The organism is Streptomyces sp. DT190 (genome assembly GCF_049846985.1).
In the GTDB taxonomy this organism is placed as follows: Bacteria; Actinomycetota; Actinomycetes; order Streptomycetales; family Streptomycetaceae; genus Streptomyces.
The window spans coordinates 473,024-493,104 of the sequence record NZ_JBNCNM010000001.1; the positions used below are offsets into that span (position 1 = coordinate 473,024).

The window sequence follows — 20,081 nt, forward strand, 5'->3', positions numbered from 1 at the left end:
AGATCCGGACGCTGGGCGATGGAGATCAGAAGAATCGTTGTGTGAACTCAGTCAACGCTCTATATTTTTGATGTCTGTCACCCCATCGGCGCACGCCCGTGCTCCAACGGACCTGTCCGAAAGGACCACCGTATGCCGGCCCAGCCTGCCCAGGCCGCTGTCCCGCACCCCCTCGACGAAGTTCCTCAGACCTTCCGCGCAGGGGACTCCCACAAGGTCCGGGACGCGCTCGTGACCTACATCCGCAGGGATCTGCTGGGCCCCTGGGACGGTGAGACCGAAACCCTGCCGAGCGCCTCGTCAGGGCCGCGCGACCGGTACCTCGTCGGTATGCTCGGCCCACGCCCCGAGGCCGTCACCACGGATCGGATCGCCCGTGCGGCAGCACAGAGCGCGGACGGCGAGTCGGGGGACGAGCAGGAAGGTGACGACAGCGACCTGGAGGACCGGCTGAGCCCGCAGGCCGCCGGGCACATCTGGGCGTCGTCGATGGGACTGTCCTTCACTGTCCCGGCCTCCGTCGGCACACTCAGCGCCACCGTCCGCTGGGGGCGCTACACGCAGTCGGACGAAGCCACCGACCGGGGGACGACCCGGAGGGTCTGGTCGCGTGAGCCCGTCGAACATCTGGTGGATATCGACGTCACGGGCGCGGCCGACCGGGCCGTCGAACTCGACGGCAAAGCCGTCGTTCTCGACGTGCAGGTACGCCGGCACACCAGCCGCACGGGCGCCGAGGACCTGCGCATAGTCGAGCTGGCCCTGGTGAACCGACAGCCGGACAGCCGTGAAGCACGAGACGCCCACTGGCTCTTCCAAACCGAGATCGACGTCACCGCCTTTCCCGACGACCAGGCAGCGGTCTTCCTGCCGGTCGACGATCCCCTCGACCCGGCGAGCACCGGCAGCGCGCCCGAGGACCCCGAAGAGCGGCGGCTGCGCCTCCTGTACCGGGACAGCCTCAGCCACGCCAAGGGCCGCAACGTGGCCGTCCACGCACACGTCCGCGACGGGGAACGCAACGCCCACCGCCTGATCACGGTCTGGCTCCCCGAGTACGACGTGCGGGCCACCACCGCGCCGACAGTCGAGGAACAGGACCTGCTCCAAGGGCTGGAGCTGGGCATGGACGAACTGGCCGCGCTCGCCGTGCCCGGCCGCCGGACCGAACTCAGCGCGGCCCTCGCGCCGCTGGCCGACGGGTACGGCACCTGGCTGGAACAGCAGCGCCATGCCGCCCGCTCGCTCCCCGACGACCTGCGCGCATCGGCCGAAGTCGCGATCGACCAGGCGCTCGAGGTCTGTGACCGCATCACCCTCGGCATCGACCGGCTCGTGGCCGACGACACGGCCCTCTCCGCCTTCAGGTTCGCCAACCGGGCCATGGCCCTGCAGCGGCGCAACACCGCCATCGCGGCGGCTCGCGCCGGTCGCGAGAACGACCCCCTCTCTTACCGGGAGGCCCGCGAGGAGGTCTACGGCAAGGGCAAGGCGGCAGCCAGCTGGCGTCCGTTCCAGCTCGCCTTCGTCCTGCTGAACATCGCCTCCCTCACTCAGCCCGGACACCCGCACCGCGGCACCGGCCGCAAAGCCCTCGTCGACCTGCTGTTCTTCCCGACCGGCGGTGGCAAGACCGAGGCCTACCTGGGCCTTGCCGCCTACACCTTTGCGCTCAGGCGCCTCCAGGGGACGATCGGCTCGGGAGCGGAGGCCCGCAGCGGCGAGGCCGGGGTGGGCGTGCTCATGCGCTACACCCTGCGGCTGCTGACCGCCCAGCAGTTCCAGCGGGCCGCCGCCTTGGTGAGTGCCTGTGAGGTCTTGCGCCGCGAGGAGTTCAAGCGGGACCGGCGATGGGGCGCAACTCCGTTCCGTATCGGGCTCTGGGTGGGCACCTCCGTCTCGCCGAACTGGTTCGAGGAGGCGAAGGAACAGATCGCCGAGGCCAAGGAGAGCGCCAGCGACAAGCACGCCCGCGTCCTTCAGGTCCTCACCTGCCCCTGGTGCGGCAGCGGACTGACCGCCCGCTCCCACATGGAGTACGACGAAGCGCGCCGCCGGATCCTGCTGTACTGCCCGCGCGGGGAGGGAGAGGACCGCTGCCCGTTCTCCCGCCGCGAAGCCTTGGGCGAGGGCATCCCCGTACTCACCGTCGACGAGGAGATCTACAGGCTGGCGCCCTCACTGCTGATCGCCACGGTCGACAAGTTCGCCCAGCTCCCGTGGAACGGCTACGCGGGCCTGCTGTTCGGCCGGGTCACCGAGCTCTGCCCCCGCCACGGTTACCGTCACGACGACCTGGACGCCAAGACCGGCTGCGGGGGCCGGCACAACGCACGGGGCGAACTGCCCGGCGTCACAGCCCAGCCCGTCACGCGGCTGCGTCCCCCTGACCTCATCATCCAGGACGAGCTGCATCTGATCTCCGGAGCACTCGGCACCACCGTGGGGCTCTTCGAGGCCGCCGTCGACCAGCTGTGCACCTGGAGTTTCACTGACGCCCACGGACAGCGCCAGGAAACGGGCCCCAAGATCGTCGCATCCACCGCGACCACCAAGCGGGCCGCCGACCAGGTGCGCGGTGTCTTCGGCCGCGAGGTCGCCGTCTTCCCGCCCCAGGTACTGGACGTCGGCGACACGTTCTTCTCCCGCCAGGTGGAACTGAGCCGGGAGAACCCAGGCCGCCGCTACCTCGGTGTATGCGCGCACGGAACACGACTGAAGGCCGCCGAGATCCGCGTCGCGGAGATCCTGCTGCTCGCCGGACAGCAGCTCTTCGACGACTACGGCAGGCCGGCTGATCCGTACATGACCCTCGTCGGCTACTTCAACGCGACCCGCGAACTCGCCGGCATGCGGCGGTACATGGATGACGACATCACCACCCGTGTGCGGGCCAACGGCAGCCGCAAGGGACAGGACACGCTGTCGGACCGCATCGTGAGCCGAGCGGGGATGCTCAACATCCAGGAGCTGACCTCACGCATCTCCTCCGCGGACATCGGGGCTGCCCTGAAGCGGCTGGAGATCGAGTTCGACCCCGAGCGTGACACCTCGGTGCGACGGCGTGCCTTCATTCGCGAGTACGCGGCTGCCATGAAGGAGAAGCGAGAGCCCCGCGCCTCCATGACTCCGACCGTCCGGCAGGCCGTCGACGTCGTCCTCGCCACCTCCATGCTGCAGGTCGGCGTCGACGTCTCCCGCTTCGGCTTGATGCTGGTCGTCGGCCAGCCGAAGAACACCGCCGAGTACATTCAGGCGTCCTCCCGGGTGGGCCGCGACGCCGCGCGCCCGGGCCTGGTGGTGACCCTCTACAACTGGTCGCGCCCTCGCGACCTCGCGCACTACGAGGACTTCGAGCACTATCACGCGACGTTCTACCGCCAGGTGGAAGCCCTCTCCGTCACCCCGTACACCCGCCGCGCGCTCGACCGCGGAGTTGCCGCGACCTACGTCGCCGCGCTGCGGCACGCCGCCTATGACACCTCCCGCAACCTCGACGCCCACCACGTCGACCTCGACGGACCGCTGGCCCGGGACGTGGAACGGCGGCTTCTGGAACGCGCCGAACGGGTCGGAGGCGACCGGCCCCGCCAGTACCTGAGCGAACGCCTCGACCGGCTGAAGGACGAATGGCGCCGCAAGCGGGACGAAAGCAGCTCGGCGCTCGGCTACCGCAAGGAGAAGCACAAAACGACTGTCGTGAACGGACTGCTGAGGCGGGCGGACGGATCCCGATGGACCGAGCTGACCGTCGGCATGTCGATGCGTGAGACGGAGAACGAGATCAACCTGCTCCTGGCCGGTGGCGGTGCGTTCCTGGAAGAGCCCTCGGGCAGCGGCCCCGACTGGACCTTCGGCACGCCCGCGACCGACGCCGACTCCGACACCGACCCGGACACGGCGATCACCGTGGACAGCGACGAGTACGGGCCCGTCACGGCCGACGAGGTCAGGAAGGCACAGCGATGAGCACCCATGGCAGCAACCGCAGGGTCGGCGCCGTACGGCCGAGCCACCTCATGTTCACCGCAGGTGTCGGCGCCCTGGTCGACCTGCCCAACTTCTCGGTCCTCATCCGGGGAATCGACTCCTGGAGCCACTCCGGCGTCACCGACTACGACATCGACGAGCCCCGGCTCCGCGCCGCCGTCAACCGCTCCCTGCAGCGCTACGGACGTGGACAGGTCGAGCAACTGCGCGCCGCACCCTGGCTCGAGGGCGCCGACACGGACCCGAAGGGCTGGGCGGCCCAGGGAGTCGGCGTGCCCGTCACGCCCTTTCCGCAGTGGCTGCGCTGCACCGCGTGCAATGTGCTGGCCGCCATCGACTCCGGGGAGTTCGCCTTCGCCAACTCCAACCCGCGGACACCACACGAGGCGAAGTTCGTCCACGACTGCAAGCGAGGCAAACCGCTCGCCGTGGCCGCCCGCTTCACCCTGGTCTGCACCGCCGGCCATCTCGACGAGTTCCCGTACACCGCGTACGTCCACCACGGGCAGGCCTGCGACAAGACGCCGCGCCCCAAGCTGCGCATGAAAGACCACGGCGGCAACCAGGCCGCCAACGTCACCATCGAGTGCGTCGCCTGCGGCGTGAAGCGCAACATCCGGGAAGCCATGGGCGAACGGGGACGCCGCAACCTGCCTTCGTGCCGCGGACGGCACCCGCACCTGGGCACCTACGAGCCGAACGGCTGCGCGCAGGAGCCGGTCCTGATGGTGGCAGGCGCCTCCAACCAGTGGTTCCCGCTCACCCTCAGCGCCCTGGCGCTGCCCAAGGCGCAGGGCGGAGACATCGACAAGCTCCTCGACGACCACTGGCCTGACCTCGAACTCATCGAGGATCGCGGTCAGTTCGACTTCATGGCGCGCATGCCCAAGTTCGGCTTCCTGAAGGACTTCGACGCCGACGCGGTGGTCGCCGCCATCACCGCGCGCAAGCAGGGTGCGGCTGGACCGGCTCCCTCCGCGCCCGACGTCCAGGCCGACCTCTTCGGCCCGGAATGGGACGCGCTCTCCGGACCCGTCCCTGCCCCCAGCGACGACTTCGCGCTGCGGCAGGTCCCGGTGCCGGCCCTTCTGAGCGAGCTCTTCGCCGACATCAGGCAGGTCGAGCGGCTGCGCGAAGCACGAGCGCTGATCGGTTTCACCCGGCTCGATGCGCCGGACCCGGAATCCCCGGAGATCGGCACGCGCGTCGAACTGTCCCGCGGGGTCCGGAACTGGGTGCCGGCGAGCGAGGTGCGCGGCGAGGGCATCTTCCTGCGCGTACGGGACGGCCTGATGGCCGAATGGGTGGCCCGTATGGGGAAGTCTCCGCAGATGGAGGCGCACAGAGAGGCCTACGCGCGATTCCGTGCCAACCGGAAGTCGGACCGCAAGACGAGCGACTTCGACCCCTATTACGGCTGGCCGGGAGCACGGTACATCGCCCTGCACACTCTCTCCCACCTCCTGATCCGCACGATCGCCCTGGAATGCGGCTACAACTCCGCCTCACTCGCCGAACGGATCTACGCGGGAGACGAACAGAACCCGAGAACGGGCATCCTCATCTACACCGCCGTTCCGGACTCCGAGGGCACCCTGGGCGGTCTGGTCTCCCTCGCGGAGGAGCACGAATTCGACCGGATCGTGCGCCGGGCCCTTACCGACGCCGGTCACTGCTCGGCCGATCCGCTGTGCGCCGAGCGGTTGCCGCACGACCCGGCCGACTTCCTTCACGGAGCCGCGTGCCACGTCTGTCTGTTCGTGTCGGAAACTACGTGCGAACGCGGCAACCGGTTCCTCGACCGTCGTTTCCTCGTTCCGCTGGCCGGGGACAAGGAACCGGTGCTGACGCCGGTCGGTCTGCTGCCGTGAGCCGACCCGCGTTCGAGGTCGCAGCGGAGGCCACAGTCGAGGCCCTCGGACTCTCCCGCAGCAAGGACCTCGTCGGGTTGCTCGCGCAGGCACGCTCCAGGGAACGGATACTGACCGAACTGGCGACACCGGGAGTCGGCGATGCCGTCGCTCGACTCTGCGACGCGATCGAGTCGGAGTCGGTGCCGCCGGCCGAAGCGGCCGCCTATCTGCGCGGCTACGTAGCCGCCCGGCAGCGGGCTCGGGACGCGGTCCTGGTCCGCACGGTGTGGAGTGGCCCCTCGACACCTTCCGTACCCGTCCGCGCAACGGCCCAGGTGCTCGTCGAGGTCATCGGTGCGGCCCAGCACGAACTGCTGGCCATGACCTACGCGGCTCGTCCGTATCCCGCCCTGACACGGGCCCTGACCGAGGCCGCGGACAGGGGCGTGCGGACGCACGTCGTGGTGGAGACGCTGGCCGGAGCCGGCGGACTTCTCTCAGGAAAAGAGCCCGCCGACGCGTTCTCCTCGGTGCCCGGACTGCAGTTGTGGGTTTGGGCTCGGGACCCGGCCCGACAGGCCCGCTCACGCCAGCATGCCAAGCTTGCCGTCGCCGATCGCCGTACCCTCTTCCTCGGCAGTGCCAACCTCACCGAGTCCGCCGCTCGACGCAACATCGAAGCCGGTGTGCTGGTCACCGGTGGAGAAGCCCCGCGACGCGCGGCCGAACACATTCTGGAGTTGCAACGGCTCGGCGTACTGAAGCCGCTTCGACCCTGAACGGGCAAGTGACCTTGGTTTTCTGGAAAAGCCGCTTTGTGTGCTCAGGAGACCCCCTGCTTCTTCGGCGAATACGGCACCAGCAGATTCTTCGTCTATTGGCGGGACAAAAAGGCTCATAACTGCACCGAGTCATTTCGTGCATCATGGGGTCTTTTTCTGGGGGGGCAGTGGAGAGCGAACGGATGCGCGTGACGCCGCCGGATTGGCCAACGCCTTGGGCGCCCGGTCACCCCGCGCCTGTGCCGCGGCGAGTTCGCAAAGGCCGTCACGGATCTACGGGAGTTCCTGGAAGCCCTTGCTTCCCCGGCAGGACGGAGGGCATTGCGCCCATCACCTGACATGGGCGCTGCTTCAGTCCGGCGGCGAGTTGGAGGCCGACGAACTGATGGCATGGTGTCTGCGCGTGCTGAGGCAATAAGCGCCGTGGCCTCGGAACGCGGCCGCGCTGCACTCCGCGGGAGTCGTATGGCTGGCCTTGGGGTGTCTGCGCAGCGCGGAGATCTTGTCCTCCGAGGTGCTGCGGATCGCTCCTGGTGCCAGCCTCCGTGTTCTGTACGCCGTAGAGGACCCTGGCCCTCGTGGCTGCGGAGAGCGGCGACAGGCAGCGTGCCCTGAGGCTGTACGAGGCGAGCGTGCAGGCGCGGCGCCGCCAGGACACCGAGCCGGAGGCCCCTGGCGGCATGGGATGGAACCGGCGGCGCGTGCCCGGAACGGCTGTCGGTGGCGGCGCGGTAGGCTGCCGTCGCCGATGCTTGTAGGTGGCATGGATAGCGGCTGGTCGCGTACGCGCTCGGCGCAGGGAGCGCCGAGGACCGATCGAGGCTCGATGTCCGTGCCATCGCTGAGCGGCCCCGGCTCACAGCAAGGGAGCCCACGGTGGCCGAACTCGTCACCGGAGGGCTGATCAATTGGCAGATCGCGGTTAAGACCGACCTTTCGATCCACGCGGTCGCCACGCACCTGGACAAGATCCGCGACGAGCTGGGCCTGCGCTCTCGCATGCAGATCGCACTGTGGGCAACCGCACGGACCGAGGGTGGGTACACAGCCCGGCCGCGAGCAGCTGAAACAGGACAAGCTGCGCCAAAGGAAGGCCAGACCACAAGCGTCTTCCCACCTTCAAGCAGTCCACATACCGGGATCTGAAACCAAGGGACAGTCTTCCAACTGTCGGCATGGTGAACTGGGCAGGCCAACCGGCTGAAAAGCCGCCGAGCTCGGTGCCCGCGTCCTCGCCCCGGCGAGAACGCCGGGTAATGCCTGCAGCTGGTCGAGATCCGCATCTAGTGACCGGCCGGACGCGCCCTCACCGAGTTGTCGCGGCTGAGCACAGCGCGGTCCGGTCATGTCGGGCTTGCCTGGCGTGACACAGATCTCGGTGCGGTTCTGCCGCACGTGTCCATACCCTGCTCAGGACTCGTGCCCGAGTGAGGTGAAAGGACCGTTACTGGCGCAGCGATGTCAGCAAGCGGTCAGCGTGAATCCGTCAATGACCGGTGGGCGTCAGCTGGGGAGCGAGCCACTGTAGGCTGGAAAAAAGGCCCTTGACCTGCGGAAAGCAGGCAGGGAGCTCAATTCAGGGAGTTCTGAATGCTTCGCACTCTGTTCAAGTCCAAGATCCACCGCGCCACCGTCACCCAGGCCGACCTGCACTACGTGGGATCCGTGACGATCGACGCCGATCTGCTCGACGCCGCCGACCTGTTGCCCGGTGAGCTCGTGCACATCGTGGACATCACCAACGGGGCCCGCCTCGAGACGTACGTCATCGAGGGCGAGCGCGGCTCCGGCGTGATCGGGATCAACGGGGCCGCGGCCCATCTGGTCCACCCCGGCGACCTCGTGATCATCATCAGCTACGCCCAGGTGACGGACGCCGAGGCGCGGGCACTAAGCCCCCGCGTCGTGCACGTGGACCGCGACAACCGGATCGTGGCCCTGGGCGCGGATCCGTCCGAGCCGGTGCCGGGCTCGGACCAGCAGCGCAGCCCGCAGGCCGTCGGGGCCTGACCGGGGCGACAGGAAGCAGGAGCGTGTCCATGAGCGACCCGGAGATCCGTGACGACCGCGAGGCGGGCCGCCTGGAGGCCGTGGCCGACGGTGAAGTCCTCGGCCACATCGAGTACTTCGTGCTCGACAGCCCCGAGCCCGCCCTCGTCCCCGTCCACACGATCGTCGAGCCGGCCCACGAGGGGAAGGGCATCGCGGGTTCACTCGCACACGAGCTGTACGCCGTGGCCGCCCGTGAGCAGCGCGTCGTCGCCCCGCTCTGCCCCTACGTGGCCAAGTGGTCCGCACGCCACCCCGACGAGGCCCCGCCGGCCGGTGAGCCGCTGATGGCAGCGGCGAAGGAGTGGCTGGACGCCCACCCCGGCCGCTTCTGAGCCGAGATCTGCTCCGTCCCGCGCCGCGGGCGCCGCGCGCCCTGGTGGTGCGGCGCCCGACGGGCGCAGGCGTCCGTGGTGGGGCGTCCCCGGCGAGGCGTGCCCCCACCTGGCCCTCACCCCGTCCCGCCGCCGGGTGACTGCCGAAGCGGGTGCCGGGTAGGCGGGGGAGTAGTCCAGAGCCGGAGTCGTCCCACTGGCTGGAGGACCTGATGACGAACCCGTATCCCGACCCCGTGCCGCCGGCGCCGACGCCGGGCCCGGATCCCCGGCCACCGGAGCCGCCGGGGCCCGACCCGGTGCCCAACCCGTCGCCCCCGCCGGGGCCCGAGCCGACGCCCCCGCCGCCGTCGCCCACGCCGCCACCCGGTCCGACCCCGCCCTCGCCGCCGGGGCCCGACCCCGTGCCGAACCCGCAGCCCCCGCCCGGTCCCGACCCGTCACCGATCCCGCCGGGACCGGATCCCGTGCCCAGCCCCGAGCCCGGGCCGCCGCTCTCCTGACGCCGGCGGCCACGGCATGCGAACGGGGCCGGTGGACAGCCCCGCAAGGCGTCCACCGGCCCCGTCACGCTGTCAGGCCAGGCCAGGCCAGGTCCGGCCGCCGGACCGGCCGGGCCCCGCGCGCGGCGCTACGCGTCGACCTCCGACCGGTCCCCGCCCCACAGCGTGTGGAACGAGCCGTCCCGGTCCACCCGCCGGTAGGTGTGCGCACCGAAGTAGTCCCGCTGCCCCTGCGTCAGCGCCGCCGGCAGCCGCTCCGCCCGCAGGGCGTCGTAGTACGCGAGGGCCGCGGCGAAGCCGGGCGTCGGCACGCCCTGGCGGGTCGCGGCGACCAGCACCTCGCGCCAGTCGTCCTGGGCGTCCGCGATCTCTCGCGCGAACGTGTCGTCCGACAGCAGGCTGGGCAGGTCGGGCCGGGCGTCGTAGGCCGCGCGGATCCGGTCCAGGAAGGCGGCCCGGATGATGCAGCCGCCGCGCCACAGCGCGGACACCGCGCCCAGGTCGATGTCCCAGCCGTACTCACCGCGCGCCGCGTCGATCTCGTGGAAGCCCTGCGTGTACGACACGATCTTCGACGCGTACAGCGCCTGCTCCACCCGGTCGGCGAACGCCCGGGCCTCCGCCTCGCTCAGCGGCTTCGCCTTCGGGCCGGCCAGCCCCCGCGAGGCCTCCCGCAGCGCCGCGTGGCCCGACAGCGACCGCGCGAAGACCGCCTCGGCGATGCCGGACACCGGGACGCCCAGGTCGAGGGCGATCTGGACGGTCCAGCGGCCGGTGCCCTTCTGCTCCGCCTGGTCCACCACCACGTCCACGAACGGCTTGCCCGTCTCCGCGTCCACGTGGGACAGCACCTCGGCCGTGATCTCGATCAGGTAGGAGTCGAGACGGCCCTGGTTCCAGGTGCGGAAGATGTCCGCGATCTCGGCGGGGGAGTACCCGGCGACGTCCCGCAGCAGCTGGTACGCCTCGCCGATGAGCTGCATGTCCGCGTACTCGATGCCGTTGTGCACCATCTTCACGAAGTGCCCGGCACCGTCGGGGCCGACGTGGGAGACGCACGGCGTGCCGTCGGCCGCCTTGGCCGAGATCTTCTCCAGCATCGGGCCCAGCGAGTCGTAGGACTCCTTCGGGCCGCCCGGCATGATGCTCGGGCCGTTCAGCGCGCCCTCCTCGCCGCCGGAGACGCCCATGCCGACGAAGTGGATGCCCTGCTCGCGCAGGTCCCGCTCGCGGCGCCGGGTGTCCGCGAAGTGCGCGTTGCCGCCGTCGATGATCATGTCGCCGGGCTCCAGCAGCGGCGCGAACTCCTGGATCACCGCGTCCGTCGGGTCACCGGCCTTCACCATCACCACCAGCCGGCGCGGCCGCTCCAGCGCGGCCACGAAGTCCTTCGCGCTCTCGCACGCGATGAACTCGCCCTCCCCGCCGAACTCCTCGACCAGCGCGTGGGTGCGCGAGGGCGTCCGGTTGTGCACCGCCACCGTGTAGCCGTTGCGGGCGAAGTTGCGGGCGAGGTTGCGGCCCATGACCGCAAGGCCCGTGACGCCGATCTGCGCTGTACTGCTCATTCGGTTCGCTCCTAAAGACCTCGGTATCGGTGCTGCCGGCGGACCCCCGCCGGCGTGACCCCCGCCGACCATCCTGACGTGCCGCTCCCTCGACCGCACGCGCGGGTCGTACGACGTCGCGCAGGACGATACGCACGGAAGCCCCCGTCGCACTCAGCCGAGGCACGCGTCCCCGCGTACGCCGCACCCGTGCACCGGGTGGCGTACGCGATGCACCGCCGGGGCGCACGTCGCGCAACAGGGGCCTCATACCGGCCATTCGAACCTCCGGGCGGCCGATAGGCGTCTTGTTCTGGCCGGTTCGCAGCGCTTACTTTTGCCCCTCCTGACGCATGTCTAGGGGGGCAATCGATGGCCGTACGCGGCCGGCACCGCCGGTATCAGCCGAACAGGATCAACCGCGCCTCACTCACCGTCACCGCGGGCGGCGCGGGCATGGCGCTCCCGTTCATGGGCGCCGGCACCGCCCAGGCGGCGGACGTGGACACCTGGAACAAGGTCGCGGCCTGCGAGTCGAGCAACGACTGGAACATCAACACGGGCAACGGCTTCTACGGCGGGCTGCAGTTCACCCAGTCCACCTGGGAGGCCTACGGCGGCCGGGCCTACGCGGCCCGGGCGGACCTGGCCACCAAGGACCAGCAGATCGCCGTCGCCGAGAAGGTGCTCGACGGGCAGGGCCCGGGCGCCTGGCCGACGTGCTCGGTGCGCGCCGGACTGACCCGGGGCGGCGGCGAGCCGGACATCCGCCCGGTGGCCGAGCGCACCAAGCAGCGCGAGACGAAGAAGAAGACCTCCCTCGAGGAGGTGCGGCCGCAGTCCACACCGCAGTCCCGCGCGGGCAGCGCCGAGATGTACACCGTGGTGCACGGCGACACCCTCTCCGGCATCGCGGACGACCGCGAGGTCCGGGGCGGCTGGCGCGGCCTGTACGCCGCCAACCGCGCGACGATAGGGGGCGACCCCGACCTCATCGTGCCCGGCCAGCGGCTCGCCCTGCGCGGCGAGGGAGCCACGAGGACGCGCCCCGAGCACCGGCCGGTCCCGTCGGCGAAGCCGAGGAAGCCGGCGGCGGACCGGGCCGGGGACCGCGCGGAGGAGCGTGCCGAGAGCCGCACGAAGGAGCGCGCCAAGGAGCGGCCGAAGGAGGCCGGGAAGGAACGCGCCGCCCGGTCCACGGCCACCCGGCAGGGCCTGGTCGCCCCGGTCGGCGCATCCCTGGGCACGCCCTACCGCAAGGCCGGCTCCGCCTGGTCGAAGGGCTACCACACGGGCATCGACTTCCCCGTGCCCACGGGAACGACCGTGAAGTCGGTCGCCTCGGGCACCGTCGTCAACGCCGGGTGGGGCGGCTCGTTCGGCTACCAGGTGGTGATCCGGCACGGCGACGGCCGGTACAGCCAGTACGCCCACCTGTCGGCGATCTCCGTACGGGACGGGCAGACGGTGACCGCGGGCCAGCGCATCGGCCGCTCCGGCTCCACCGGCAACAGCTCGGGCCCGCATCTGCACTTCGAGGTGCGGACGGGGCCCGGTTTCGGTTCGGACGTCGACCCGGTGGCCTATCTGAGGGCCGGCGGCGTCAGGATCTGATCCGCACCCGGTGCCGGTCCACGACCGGCATCGGCACGTACGGGATGCCGTAGAACGGCACGTAGGAGAGCGGGCGTTCGTCGCCGGCCGGCACCGGCGGCACCCCGCTCTCGTACGGACCGGCCGGGACGGCGGGTGCCCCCGCTCCCACCAGCACGTCCTCGACGAGGACGCCTTCGGCGAGCACGTCCTCGACCAGCTCCGGCAGGTCCTGCGGGGCCGGCTCCGGGGCCGTACCGCGAGCGAAACCCGCGTCCGCCGGGACGGGGCCCTCGGCGGCGGCCCCGACCAGCCCGGCCCGCTCGCCCGCGGGGCGGTCCTGCGCGAGCCGCTCCGTCGTCAGCAGGATCAGACCGCCGGCCGCCACCACACCACAGCCCAGCGCGAGCACCGTGCCCGCGGTGCCGTAGCGGAACGTCTCACCGAACATCGTGATGCCGACCGCGGCCGCCACCACCGGGTTCACCACCGTCAGCGTCGCCAGCGGGGCCGTCAGCCCGGCACCCCGGTAGGAAGCCTGCGACAGCAGCATGCCGGCCGTGGCCAGGACGCCGATCACGGCGAGGGACGGCAGGTCCGCCGCCGACACACCGCCGGTCCAGTCGACCGCCACCGTCTTGGTGAACACCGAGGACATGCCGAAGGCGATACCGGACGCGGTCGCCAGCAGCATGCTGCGCACCGCCGGGTGCCGGTGCGCGGCCCGCGCGGCGATCATCAGCGCGACCACGACGCCCGCGGTGACCAGGGCGACGGCCACCCGCTCGGCCGCGTCCAGCGACTGCGCCTCGGAGGCGGCGACCAGGGACAGCAGACCGGCCAGGCCGACCGTCGCCATGATCGCGCCCCGCCAGGCCGTGCTGCCGGCCCTGCGGCCGACGAACAGCGCGGCCATGGGCAGGGCCACCACGATGGTCAGCGCGCCCAGCGGCTGCACCAGACTCAGCGGCCCGTACGCCAGCGCCACCACGTGCAGCAGACCGCCCAGGCCGTTCAGCGCGACCGCCGCCCACCAGTCCGGCCGGCGCAGCGGAGCGTACTGCTCGCCCGGCGAGGACTCCGCCACCCGCTCCTGCACGATCGCCCCGCCCGCGTAGGCGACCGCGGAGACGAGGGAGAGCACGACGGACAACGCGAGGGCGCTCATCGGCTGTTCCTCTGCGTCAGGCGGGGGCGCTCGGCCCGGCGCGGCGAATGGTCGGCTTTCATGACCAACACCCTGCCGTGTCCGGGTGTTCCCGTCGTCGTCCCTGAGCACTCATTGGGTCCTACTGCCGATGGAGTACGAGGGATGTCCCGTCATCCCCAGGGTGGGCGGCCCGTGTCGGGGGCCACCTGATCGCGTCCCCTAGGGGCCTTGGTACTACTGCTGTCCGTGGACCTCGACCCCGGCCTTGCCGCCCTCCGCCCGCTCGGCGGCTTCTTCGTGCTGCGCACGCAGAAAGCGGCGGCGGGGCCTCTTCCCACTCTCGCACAGGCCTACGGACGGACGGCAGCGGATACAGGGGGAAATCCCCTGATTTTTCGGGTCCGCAAGGTCGCGCTCGCCCTGGGCACCCCGGAGGCCCGGGTGGCCGCGTCCGTGGCGCACCAGGGACTCGCCGCCCGGCTGTGGTCGATCACCCTCGGCTGCGCCGCCCTGTACGGCGAACTGCCCGACCTGGACGCCCGCCGGCTGCGCTGGGACCCCGACGGCAGTGCCCCCGACGATCTGTGGCTGTCCGGCGTGCGGCCGCTGCCCGCCGATCCGGACCGCCTCGCCGAGGTCGTCCTGCACGGGCATCTGACACCGCTGGCCACGGCCCTGCGCGCCCACTACCGGCTCGCACCGGGTCTGTTGCGGGGCAACGCCGCCTCGGCGCTGGCGGGCGCCGCCCGGGAACTCGACCGCTGGGCCCGGCGGCACGACCGTCCCGACGCCGCGGCCCTGGCCCGCTCCCTGGCCGGGCGGCTCCTCGGCCATCCGCTGCTCACCGGCGCCGGGACCCTCACCGGCACGGCCTTCCGGCGCCGCAGCTGCTGCCTGTACTACCGGGTGCCCGGCGGGGGCGTCTGCGGCGACTGCTGCTTCCCGCGGCCGCCCCGCTCTTCCCCACGCGCCCCATCTGGGTGACCATGAAAGGGAACGGCCGCTGAGAGCAGGGAGTTGCGGGTGCGCGTCGGACTGCTGACCCGGGAGTACCCGCCGGACGTGTACGGCGGTGCAGGCGTCCATGTCGAGTTCCTGGCCCGGGAGCTCAGACCCCTGGTCGACCTGGACGTGCACTGCTGGGGGGAGGGCCGGGCCGACGGCGTGCTGCGCCACCGCCCCTGGTCGGCGCTGGACGGCGCCAACGACGCGCTGCGCACCTTCTCGATCGACCTCGCGATGGCCGCCGCCCTCGAAGGCCGCGAGCTGGTCCACTCCCACACCTGGTACGCCAACCTCGGCGGCCACCTCGCCAAGCTGCTGTACGGCATCCCGCACGTGATGACCGCGCACTCCCTGGAGCCCCTGCGCCCCTGGAAGGCCGAGCAGCTCGGCGGCGGGTACGAGCTGTCCGGCTGGGCCGAGCGCACCGCGATCGAGGCCGCCGACGCGGTGATCGCCGTCTCGGGGGCCATGCGCGAGGACATCCTCGGCTGCTACCCGGCGCTGGACCCGGAGAAGGTCCACGTCGTGCACAACGGCATCGACACGCGCCTGTACCGGCCCGACCACGGCACGGACGCCCTGGACCGGGTCGGCATCGACCGCTCCCGCCCGTACGTGCTGTTCGTCGGTCGCATCACCCGCCAGAAGGGCGTGCCCCATCTGCTGCGCGCGGTGCGGGACATCGACCCGGCCGCGCAGGTCGTGCTGTGCGCGGGCGCACCGGACACGCCGGAGATCGACCGCGAGTTCCGGGAGCTGTTCGCGGAGCTGAGCGAGGTCCGCGACGGCGTGTTCTGGATCCCGAAGATGCTGCCCCGCCCGGAGGTCATCCAGCTCCTCACGCACGCCGCGCTGTTCGTCTGCCCCTCGGTGTACGAGCCGCTCGGCATCGTCAACCTGGAGGCGATGGCCTGCGGCACGCCCGTGGTGGCCTCGGCGGTCGGCGGCATTCCCGAGGTCGTCGACGACGGCTCGACCGGTCTGCTCGTGCCGGCCGGCGACGGCTTCGAGGAGGGGCTCGCCCGGGCCATGGACACCGTCCTGGGCGATCCGGCGGCCGCCCGGCGGATGGGCGAGGCCGGGCGGGAGCGCGCCGTCGGCGCGTTCGGCTGGGACGCGGTGGCCCGCCGCACGGTCCGGCTCTACGAGGAGATCGTCAAACAGGCTTAGTGGGTACTGCTCAGGGGCAGGCATCGGGAAATCGGCGTGAGGGGAGCGGCCATGCGTGGTGGTGGTCCTTCGGTCCTGGGGATCGTGCTGGCGGGCGGTGAGGGCAAGCGGCTGATGCCCCTGACCGCGGACCGTGCCAAACCGGCGGTGACGTTCGGTGGCACCTACCGCCTGGTCGACTTCGTCCTGTCCAACCTGGTGAACGCCGACGTGCTGCGCATCTGCGTCCTGACGCAGTACAAGTCGCACTCGCTGGACCGGCACATCACCACCACCTGGCGGATGTCCAACCTGCTCGGCAACTACGTCACGCCCGTCCCCGCCCAGCAGCGCCTCGGCCCCCGCTGGTACCTGGGCAGCGCCGACGCCATCCTGCAGTCCCTGAACCTGATCTACGACGAGCGCCCCGAGTACGTCGCCGTCTTCGGTGCCGACCACGTCTACCGCATGGACCCGCGCCAGATGCTCGCCCAGCACATCGAGAGCGGCGCGGGCGTGACGGTGGCCGGGATCCGGGTGCCGCGCACCGAGTCCTCGTCGTTCGGGGTGATCACGCCCGGCTCCGACGGGCAGACGGTGGAGCGCTTCCTGGAGAAGCCGTCCGCCCCGCCCGGGCTCCCGGACGACCCCAACTGCGTCTTCGCCTCGATGGGCAACTACATCTTCACCACCAAGGCCCTCATCGAGGCGCTCAAGCGGGACGCCGAGGACGAGTCCTCGGTGCACGACATGGGCGGCTCGATCCTGCCCCAGCTCACCGACCGGGGCGACGCCGCGCTGTACGACTTCAGCGCCAACCACGTGCCCGGGGAGACCACCCGCGACCAGGGCTACTGGCGGGACGTGGGGACGCTGGACGCCTACTACGAGGCCCACATGGACCTGATCGCCGAGCGGCCCGCCTTCAACCTGTACAACCGCAGCTGGCCGATCTACACGCACTCGTACCAGCTCTCGCCGGCCCGCTTCAACGCGGGCGGCATCGCCAGCGAGTCCATCATCAGCGCGGGCTGCCTGGTCCGCGGCCAGGTCACCCGGTCCGTGCTGTCGCCCGGCGTCGTGGTCGACCCGGGGGCCGTGGTGCAGGGTTCGGTGCTGCACGACAACGTGCACATCGGCCGGGGCGCGGTGGTGCGCGGCGCCGTCCTCGACAAGAACGTCGAGGTCCCGCCGGGTGCGACGATCGGTGTCAACCCGGAGCGCGACGCGGAGCTCTACACGGTCTCCAAGGGCGGTGTCATCGCGCTGGGCAAGGGGCAGCTGGTCACCTGACGAGACACCGCCGAGGGACTTTGTCCTGCCTCTGGACGAAGCGCGGGATCCGTGTTGTCATGCCAACGTCTTGTACATGACAACGTTGGCATGGAGGTTCCGTGCGTCCCCGACGCCTCAGCAACCGCCTCGCGTTACTGCTCGCCGCGCTCCTGGCCCTCACCGGCCTGAGTGCCGTCCCCGCGCTGGCGGACGACCCCGCCGAGATCCACGGCCTCAAGGGCGAGTACTACACCCACTCCGCCCCCGGCGCCTTCGACTTCCACACCCTCAAGGCGACGACCTTCGACCAGGATCTCGACTTCGACAACCTGGAGCCGCGCCTGACCTTCACCACCGGCCGTTCGGACGACGTCAGCGTCCGCTGGACCGGGAAGATCGTCCCGGTTAAGACCGGGCCGCACACCTTCTCGGTCAGTGCCGACAACGGCTTCCGCCTCTGGATCGACGGCCGGCTCGCCATCGACCACTGGGTCGACGACTGGGACCGTGAGCAGACCTCCGAGCCCGTCGACCTCACCGCCGGCCGGGCCCACGACATCAAGGTCGAGTACTTCGAGCACTACGGCGGCTCCAACTTCCACCTGCGCTGGACCCGGCCCGGCGCCGCCAAGGCCCCCGTCCCGCAGTCGGCCTTCCGCCTCCCCGAGGGCTTCGACTACGACGGCGCCCTCGCGGCCACCGTGCAGTCCACCGGCCGCACCCTCAAGCTCGACTTCGCCCAGGCCCTCGCCGCACCCCCGGCGGGCTTCACCGACCACCTGGACGCCGTGATCGGCGGCGCGAAGTGGCCCCTGGGCGAGGCGCGCCCGGACCCGTCCGACCCGACCGCCCTCCTGGTCGCCCTCGACGAGCCGGTCGTCGGCAACAAGACCGGCACCGCCCGCGGCGCGGCCGACGTCCGCTACGACGGGGAAGGCGGCCTCACCGACGCCGAAGGCAACGTTGTCACCGCGTTCTGGACCAGCGGCCCGAACCACTCGACCCACCAGCTGCGCACCCGCTGGGCCGACGAGGTCGGACCGGACAACGCGCTCCCGGAGTACCCGCGCCCGCAGCTGACCCGGGACGACTGGCGCAACCTGAACGGCCGCTGGCAGTTCGCCGCCGCCGAGGAGGGCGAGCAGCCGCCCGTCGGCCGCACGCTCAAGGAGCGCATCCTGGTGCCGTACCCGGTGGAGTCCCAGCTCTCCGGCATCGAACGGCACGAGGACCGCATGTGGTACCGCCGCACCTTCACCGTCCCCGCCGACTGGCGGATCGGCTCCGGCCAGCGGCTCAAGCTCAACTTCGGCGCCGTCGACTGGCGCTCGGAGGTGTACGTCAACGGCACCCGGGTCGCCACGCACGAGGGCGGCTACGACAAGTTCAGCGCCGACATCACCGACGCGCTCAAGCCCGGCCGCACCCAGGAGCTGATCGTCGGCGTCTACGACCCGACCGACGCGGCCTCCGGCGAGAACCCGCCGCTCGGCAAGCAGCGCCTGGACCCCAGCGGCATCTGGTACACCCCGTCCTCCGGCATCTGGCAGACGGTGTGGATGGAGCCGGTGGCCCGCGACCACGCCGACTCCCTCAAGATCACGCCCGACGTGGCCGGCGAGCAGGTCACCGTGGAGGCCCGCGGCGTCCGGGACGGCGTACCGGTGACGGCGACGGTGTACGACGGCCGGCGCAAGGTGGCCGCCGCGAGCGGCCGCACCGGCGGCCCGCTGACGCTGACCGTTCGCGACCCGCACCTGTGGTCACCCGACGACCCCTTCCTCTACACGCTCAAGGTGAAGGTCGGAGCGGACCGGGTCGGCAGCTACTTCGGCATGCGCTCCATCGCCGTCGAGAAGGTGAACGGCGTGCCGCGCACGGTCCTCAACGGTGAGCCCGTCTTCATGATGGCCACCCTCGACCAGGGCTTCTGGCCCGACGGTCTGCACACCGCGCCCACCGACGAGGCCCTGGCCTACGACCTGAAGGCGCACAAGGAGCTCGGCTTCAACTCGGTCCGCAAGCACATCAAGGTCGAGCCGGACCGCTGGTTCTACTGGGCCGACCGGCTCGGGCTGCTGGTGTGGCAGGACATGCCCGCGATGACGGCCGGGGTGAACCCGAGCGCCACCTCCCGCGCCCGCTACGAGCGCGAACTGAAGGAGATGATCGACGAGCACGCCAGCAGCCCCTCGGTCGTCATGTGGGTGACCTTCAATGAGGGCTGGGGCCAGTACGACGTGGGCCGGATCGCCGAGCAGGCCAAGGCCTGGGACCCGACCCGCCTGGTCAACGGCCAGTCCGGGCTGAACCTCGGCGCGGACGGCGGCACCGGCGACATCATGGACGAGCACGGCTACCCGAGCCCGGCCCTGCCGCCCCGCCCCGACGGGGAGCGCGCCCTGGTCAGCGGCGAGTACGGCGGCCTCGGGCTGGCGGTGCCCGGCCACGCCTGGTCGGTGCAGCAGTCGTACGTCGACGTCGACCCGGCCACCTACACCGAGGACTACCTGGAGAAGCTGGACGAGGTCCGGGCGCTGGTCTGCAAGGGCAGCAACGGTGCCGTGTACACCCAGATCGCGGACGTCGAGGGCGAGCTGAACGGCTTCCTCACCTACGACCGCGCCGTGATGAAACCCGACACGGCCCGGCTCAGGACCGCGCACGAGGCGCTCATCCGTGACGCCTCCCGGGTGACTCCCACGGGGTGCCCGGCGCCGCAACCTGTGCTGGACTGACCGCACATGCACCATGAGTCCCGCCCCTTCCATCGGGGCGGGACTTAATCCGCTGTTAACTGAGCGTAGTCTGATCGTACTTGACCGTAATCGGCTGTGGGCGATTGACTGC

Annotated in this window: 13 protein-coding genes; 11 read left to right on the forward strand and 2 right to left on the reverse strand. The window is 71.1% G+C overall.

Annotated elements, in window-relative coordinates:
• Positions 1–132 precede the first annotated feature (132 nt).
• The 6 genes from drmA (at position 133) to ACPXCS_RS02010 (ending at position 9,009) form a co-directional block, all read left to right on the forward strand.
• Entirely contained in the window at positions 133–3,969 is a 3,837-nt protein-coding gene (gene drmA / locus ACPXCS_RS01985) for a DISARM system helicase DrmA (protein ID WP_425946157.1), read from the forward strand.
• Positions 3,966–5,861 carry a DrmB family protein gene (gene drmB / locus ACPXCS_RS01990; RefSeq protein ID WP_425946158.1) on the forward strand — a complete coding sequence of 632 codons (1,896 nt, stop codon included), beginning with the start codon at positions 3,966–3,968 and terminating at the stop codon, positions 5,859–5,861. Before drmA ends, drmB begins: the two co-directional genes overlap by 4 nt.
• On the forward strand, positions 5,858–6,622 hold the full coding sequence (gene drmC / locus ACPXCS_RS01995; RefSeq protein ID WP_425946159.1) for a DISARM system phospholipase D-like protein DrmC: 765 nt from the start codon (positions 5,858–5,860) through the stop codon (positions 6,620–6,622). Before drmB ends, drmC begins: the two co-directional genes overlap by 4 nt.
• An 840-nt stretch (positions 6,623–7,462) precedes the next feature.
• Positions 7,463–7,771 (forward strand): helix-turn-helix domain-containing protein, encoded by a 309-nt coding sequence (locus ACPXCS_RS02000; RefSeq protein ID WP_425946415.1) that lies wholly within the window; start codon positions 7,463–7,465, stop codon positions 7,769–7,771.
• A 444-nt stretch (positions 7,772–8,215) separates the two neighbouring features.
• Positions 8,216–8,635 carry an aspartate 1-decarboxylase gene (gene panD / locus ACPXCS_RS02005; RefSeq protein ID WP_425946160.1) on the forward strand — a complete coding sequence of 140 codons (420 nt, stop codon included), beginning with the start codon at positions 8,216–8,218 and terminating at the stop codon, positions 8,633–8,635.
• A gap of 29 nt (positions 8,636–8,664) precedes the next feature.
• On the forward strand, positions 8,665–9,009 hold the full coding sequence (locus tag ACPXCS_RS02010; protein ID WP_425946161.1) for a GNAT family N-acetyltransferase: 345 nt from the start codon (positions 8,665–8,667) through the stop codon (positions 9,007–9,009).
• A gap of 631 nt (positions 9,010–9,640) precedes the next feature.
• Here ACPXCS_RS02010 and gndA read toward each other — a convergent pair.
• Complete coding sequence (gene gndA / locus ACPXCS_RS02015) at positions 9,641–11,080, reverse strand: NADP-dependent phosphogluconate dehydrogenase (protein WP_425946162.1); 1,440 nt, start codon at positions 11,078–11,080, stop codon at positions 9,641–9,643.
• A 351-nt stretch (positions 11,081–11,431) separates the two neighbouring features.
• Here gndA and ACPXCS_RS02020 point away from each other — a divergent pair, with 351 nt between their 5' ends.
• Positions 11,432–12,673 carry a peptidoglycan DD-metalloendopeptidase family protein gene (locus ACPXCS_RS02020; protein ID WP_425946163.1) on the forward strand — a complete coding sequence of 414 codons (1,242 nt, stop codon included), beginning with the start codon at positions 11,432–11,434 and terminating at the stop codon, positions 12,671–12,673.
• Here ACPXCS_RS02020 and ACPXCS_RS02025 read toward each other — a convergent pair.
• Positions 12,663–13,820, reverse strand: a complete 1,158-nt coding sequence (locus tag ACPXCS_RS02025; RefSeq protein WP_425946164.1) for a DMT family transporter — start codon at positions 13,818–13,820, stop codon at positions 12,663–12,665. The two genes, ACPXCS_RS02020 and ACPXCS_RS02025, sit on opposite strands and share 11 nt — an antisense overlap.
• A gap of 228 nt (positions 13,821–14,048) precedes the next feature.
• Here ACPXCS_RS02025 and ACPXCS_RS02030 point away from each other — a divergent pair, with 228 nt between their 5' ends.
• The 4 genes from ACPXCS_RS02030 (at position 14,049) to ACPXCS_RS02045 (ending at position 19,969) form a co-directional block, all read left to right on the forward strand.
• Positions 14,049–14,786 (forward strand): (2Fe-2S)-binding protein, encoded by a 738-nt coding sequence (locus ACPXCS_RS02030; RefSeq protein ID WP_425946165.1) that lies wholly within the window; start codon positions 14,049–14,051, stop codon positions 14,784–14,786.
• A gap of 39 nt (positions 14,787–14,825) precedes the next feature.
• Positions 14,826–15,977, forward strand: coding sequence for a glycogen synthase (glgA, locus tag ACPXCS_RS02035; protein ID WP_425946166.1), 1,152 nt, complete (start codon positions 14,826–14,828; stop codon positions 15,975–15,977).
• Positions 15,978–16,028: 51 nt separating this feature from the next.
• On the forward strand, positions 16,029–17,249 hold the full coding sequence (glgC, locus tag ACPXCS_RS02040; RefSeq protein ID WP_425946167.1) for a glucose-1-phosphate adenylyltransferase: 1,221 nt from the start codon (positions 16,029–16,031) through the stop codon (positions 17,247–17,249).
• A gap of 101 nt (positions 17,250–17,350) precedes the next feature.
• A complete protein-coding gene (locus tag ACPXCS_RS02045; protein WP_425946168.1) occupies positions 17,351–19,969 on the forward strand; it encodes a PA14 domain-containing protein in 2,619 nt (872 codons plus the stop codon).
• The last annotated feature ends 112 nt before the right edge of the window (positions 19,970–20,081 follow it).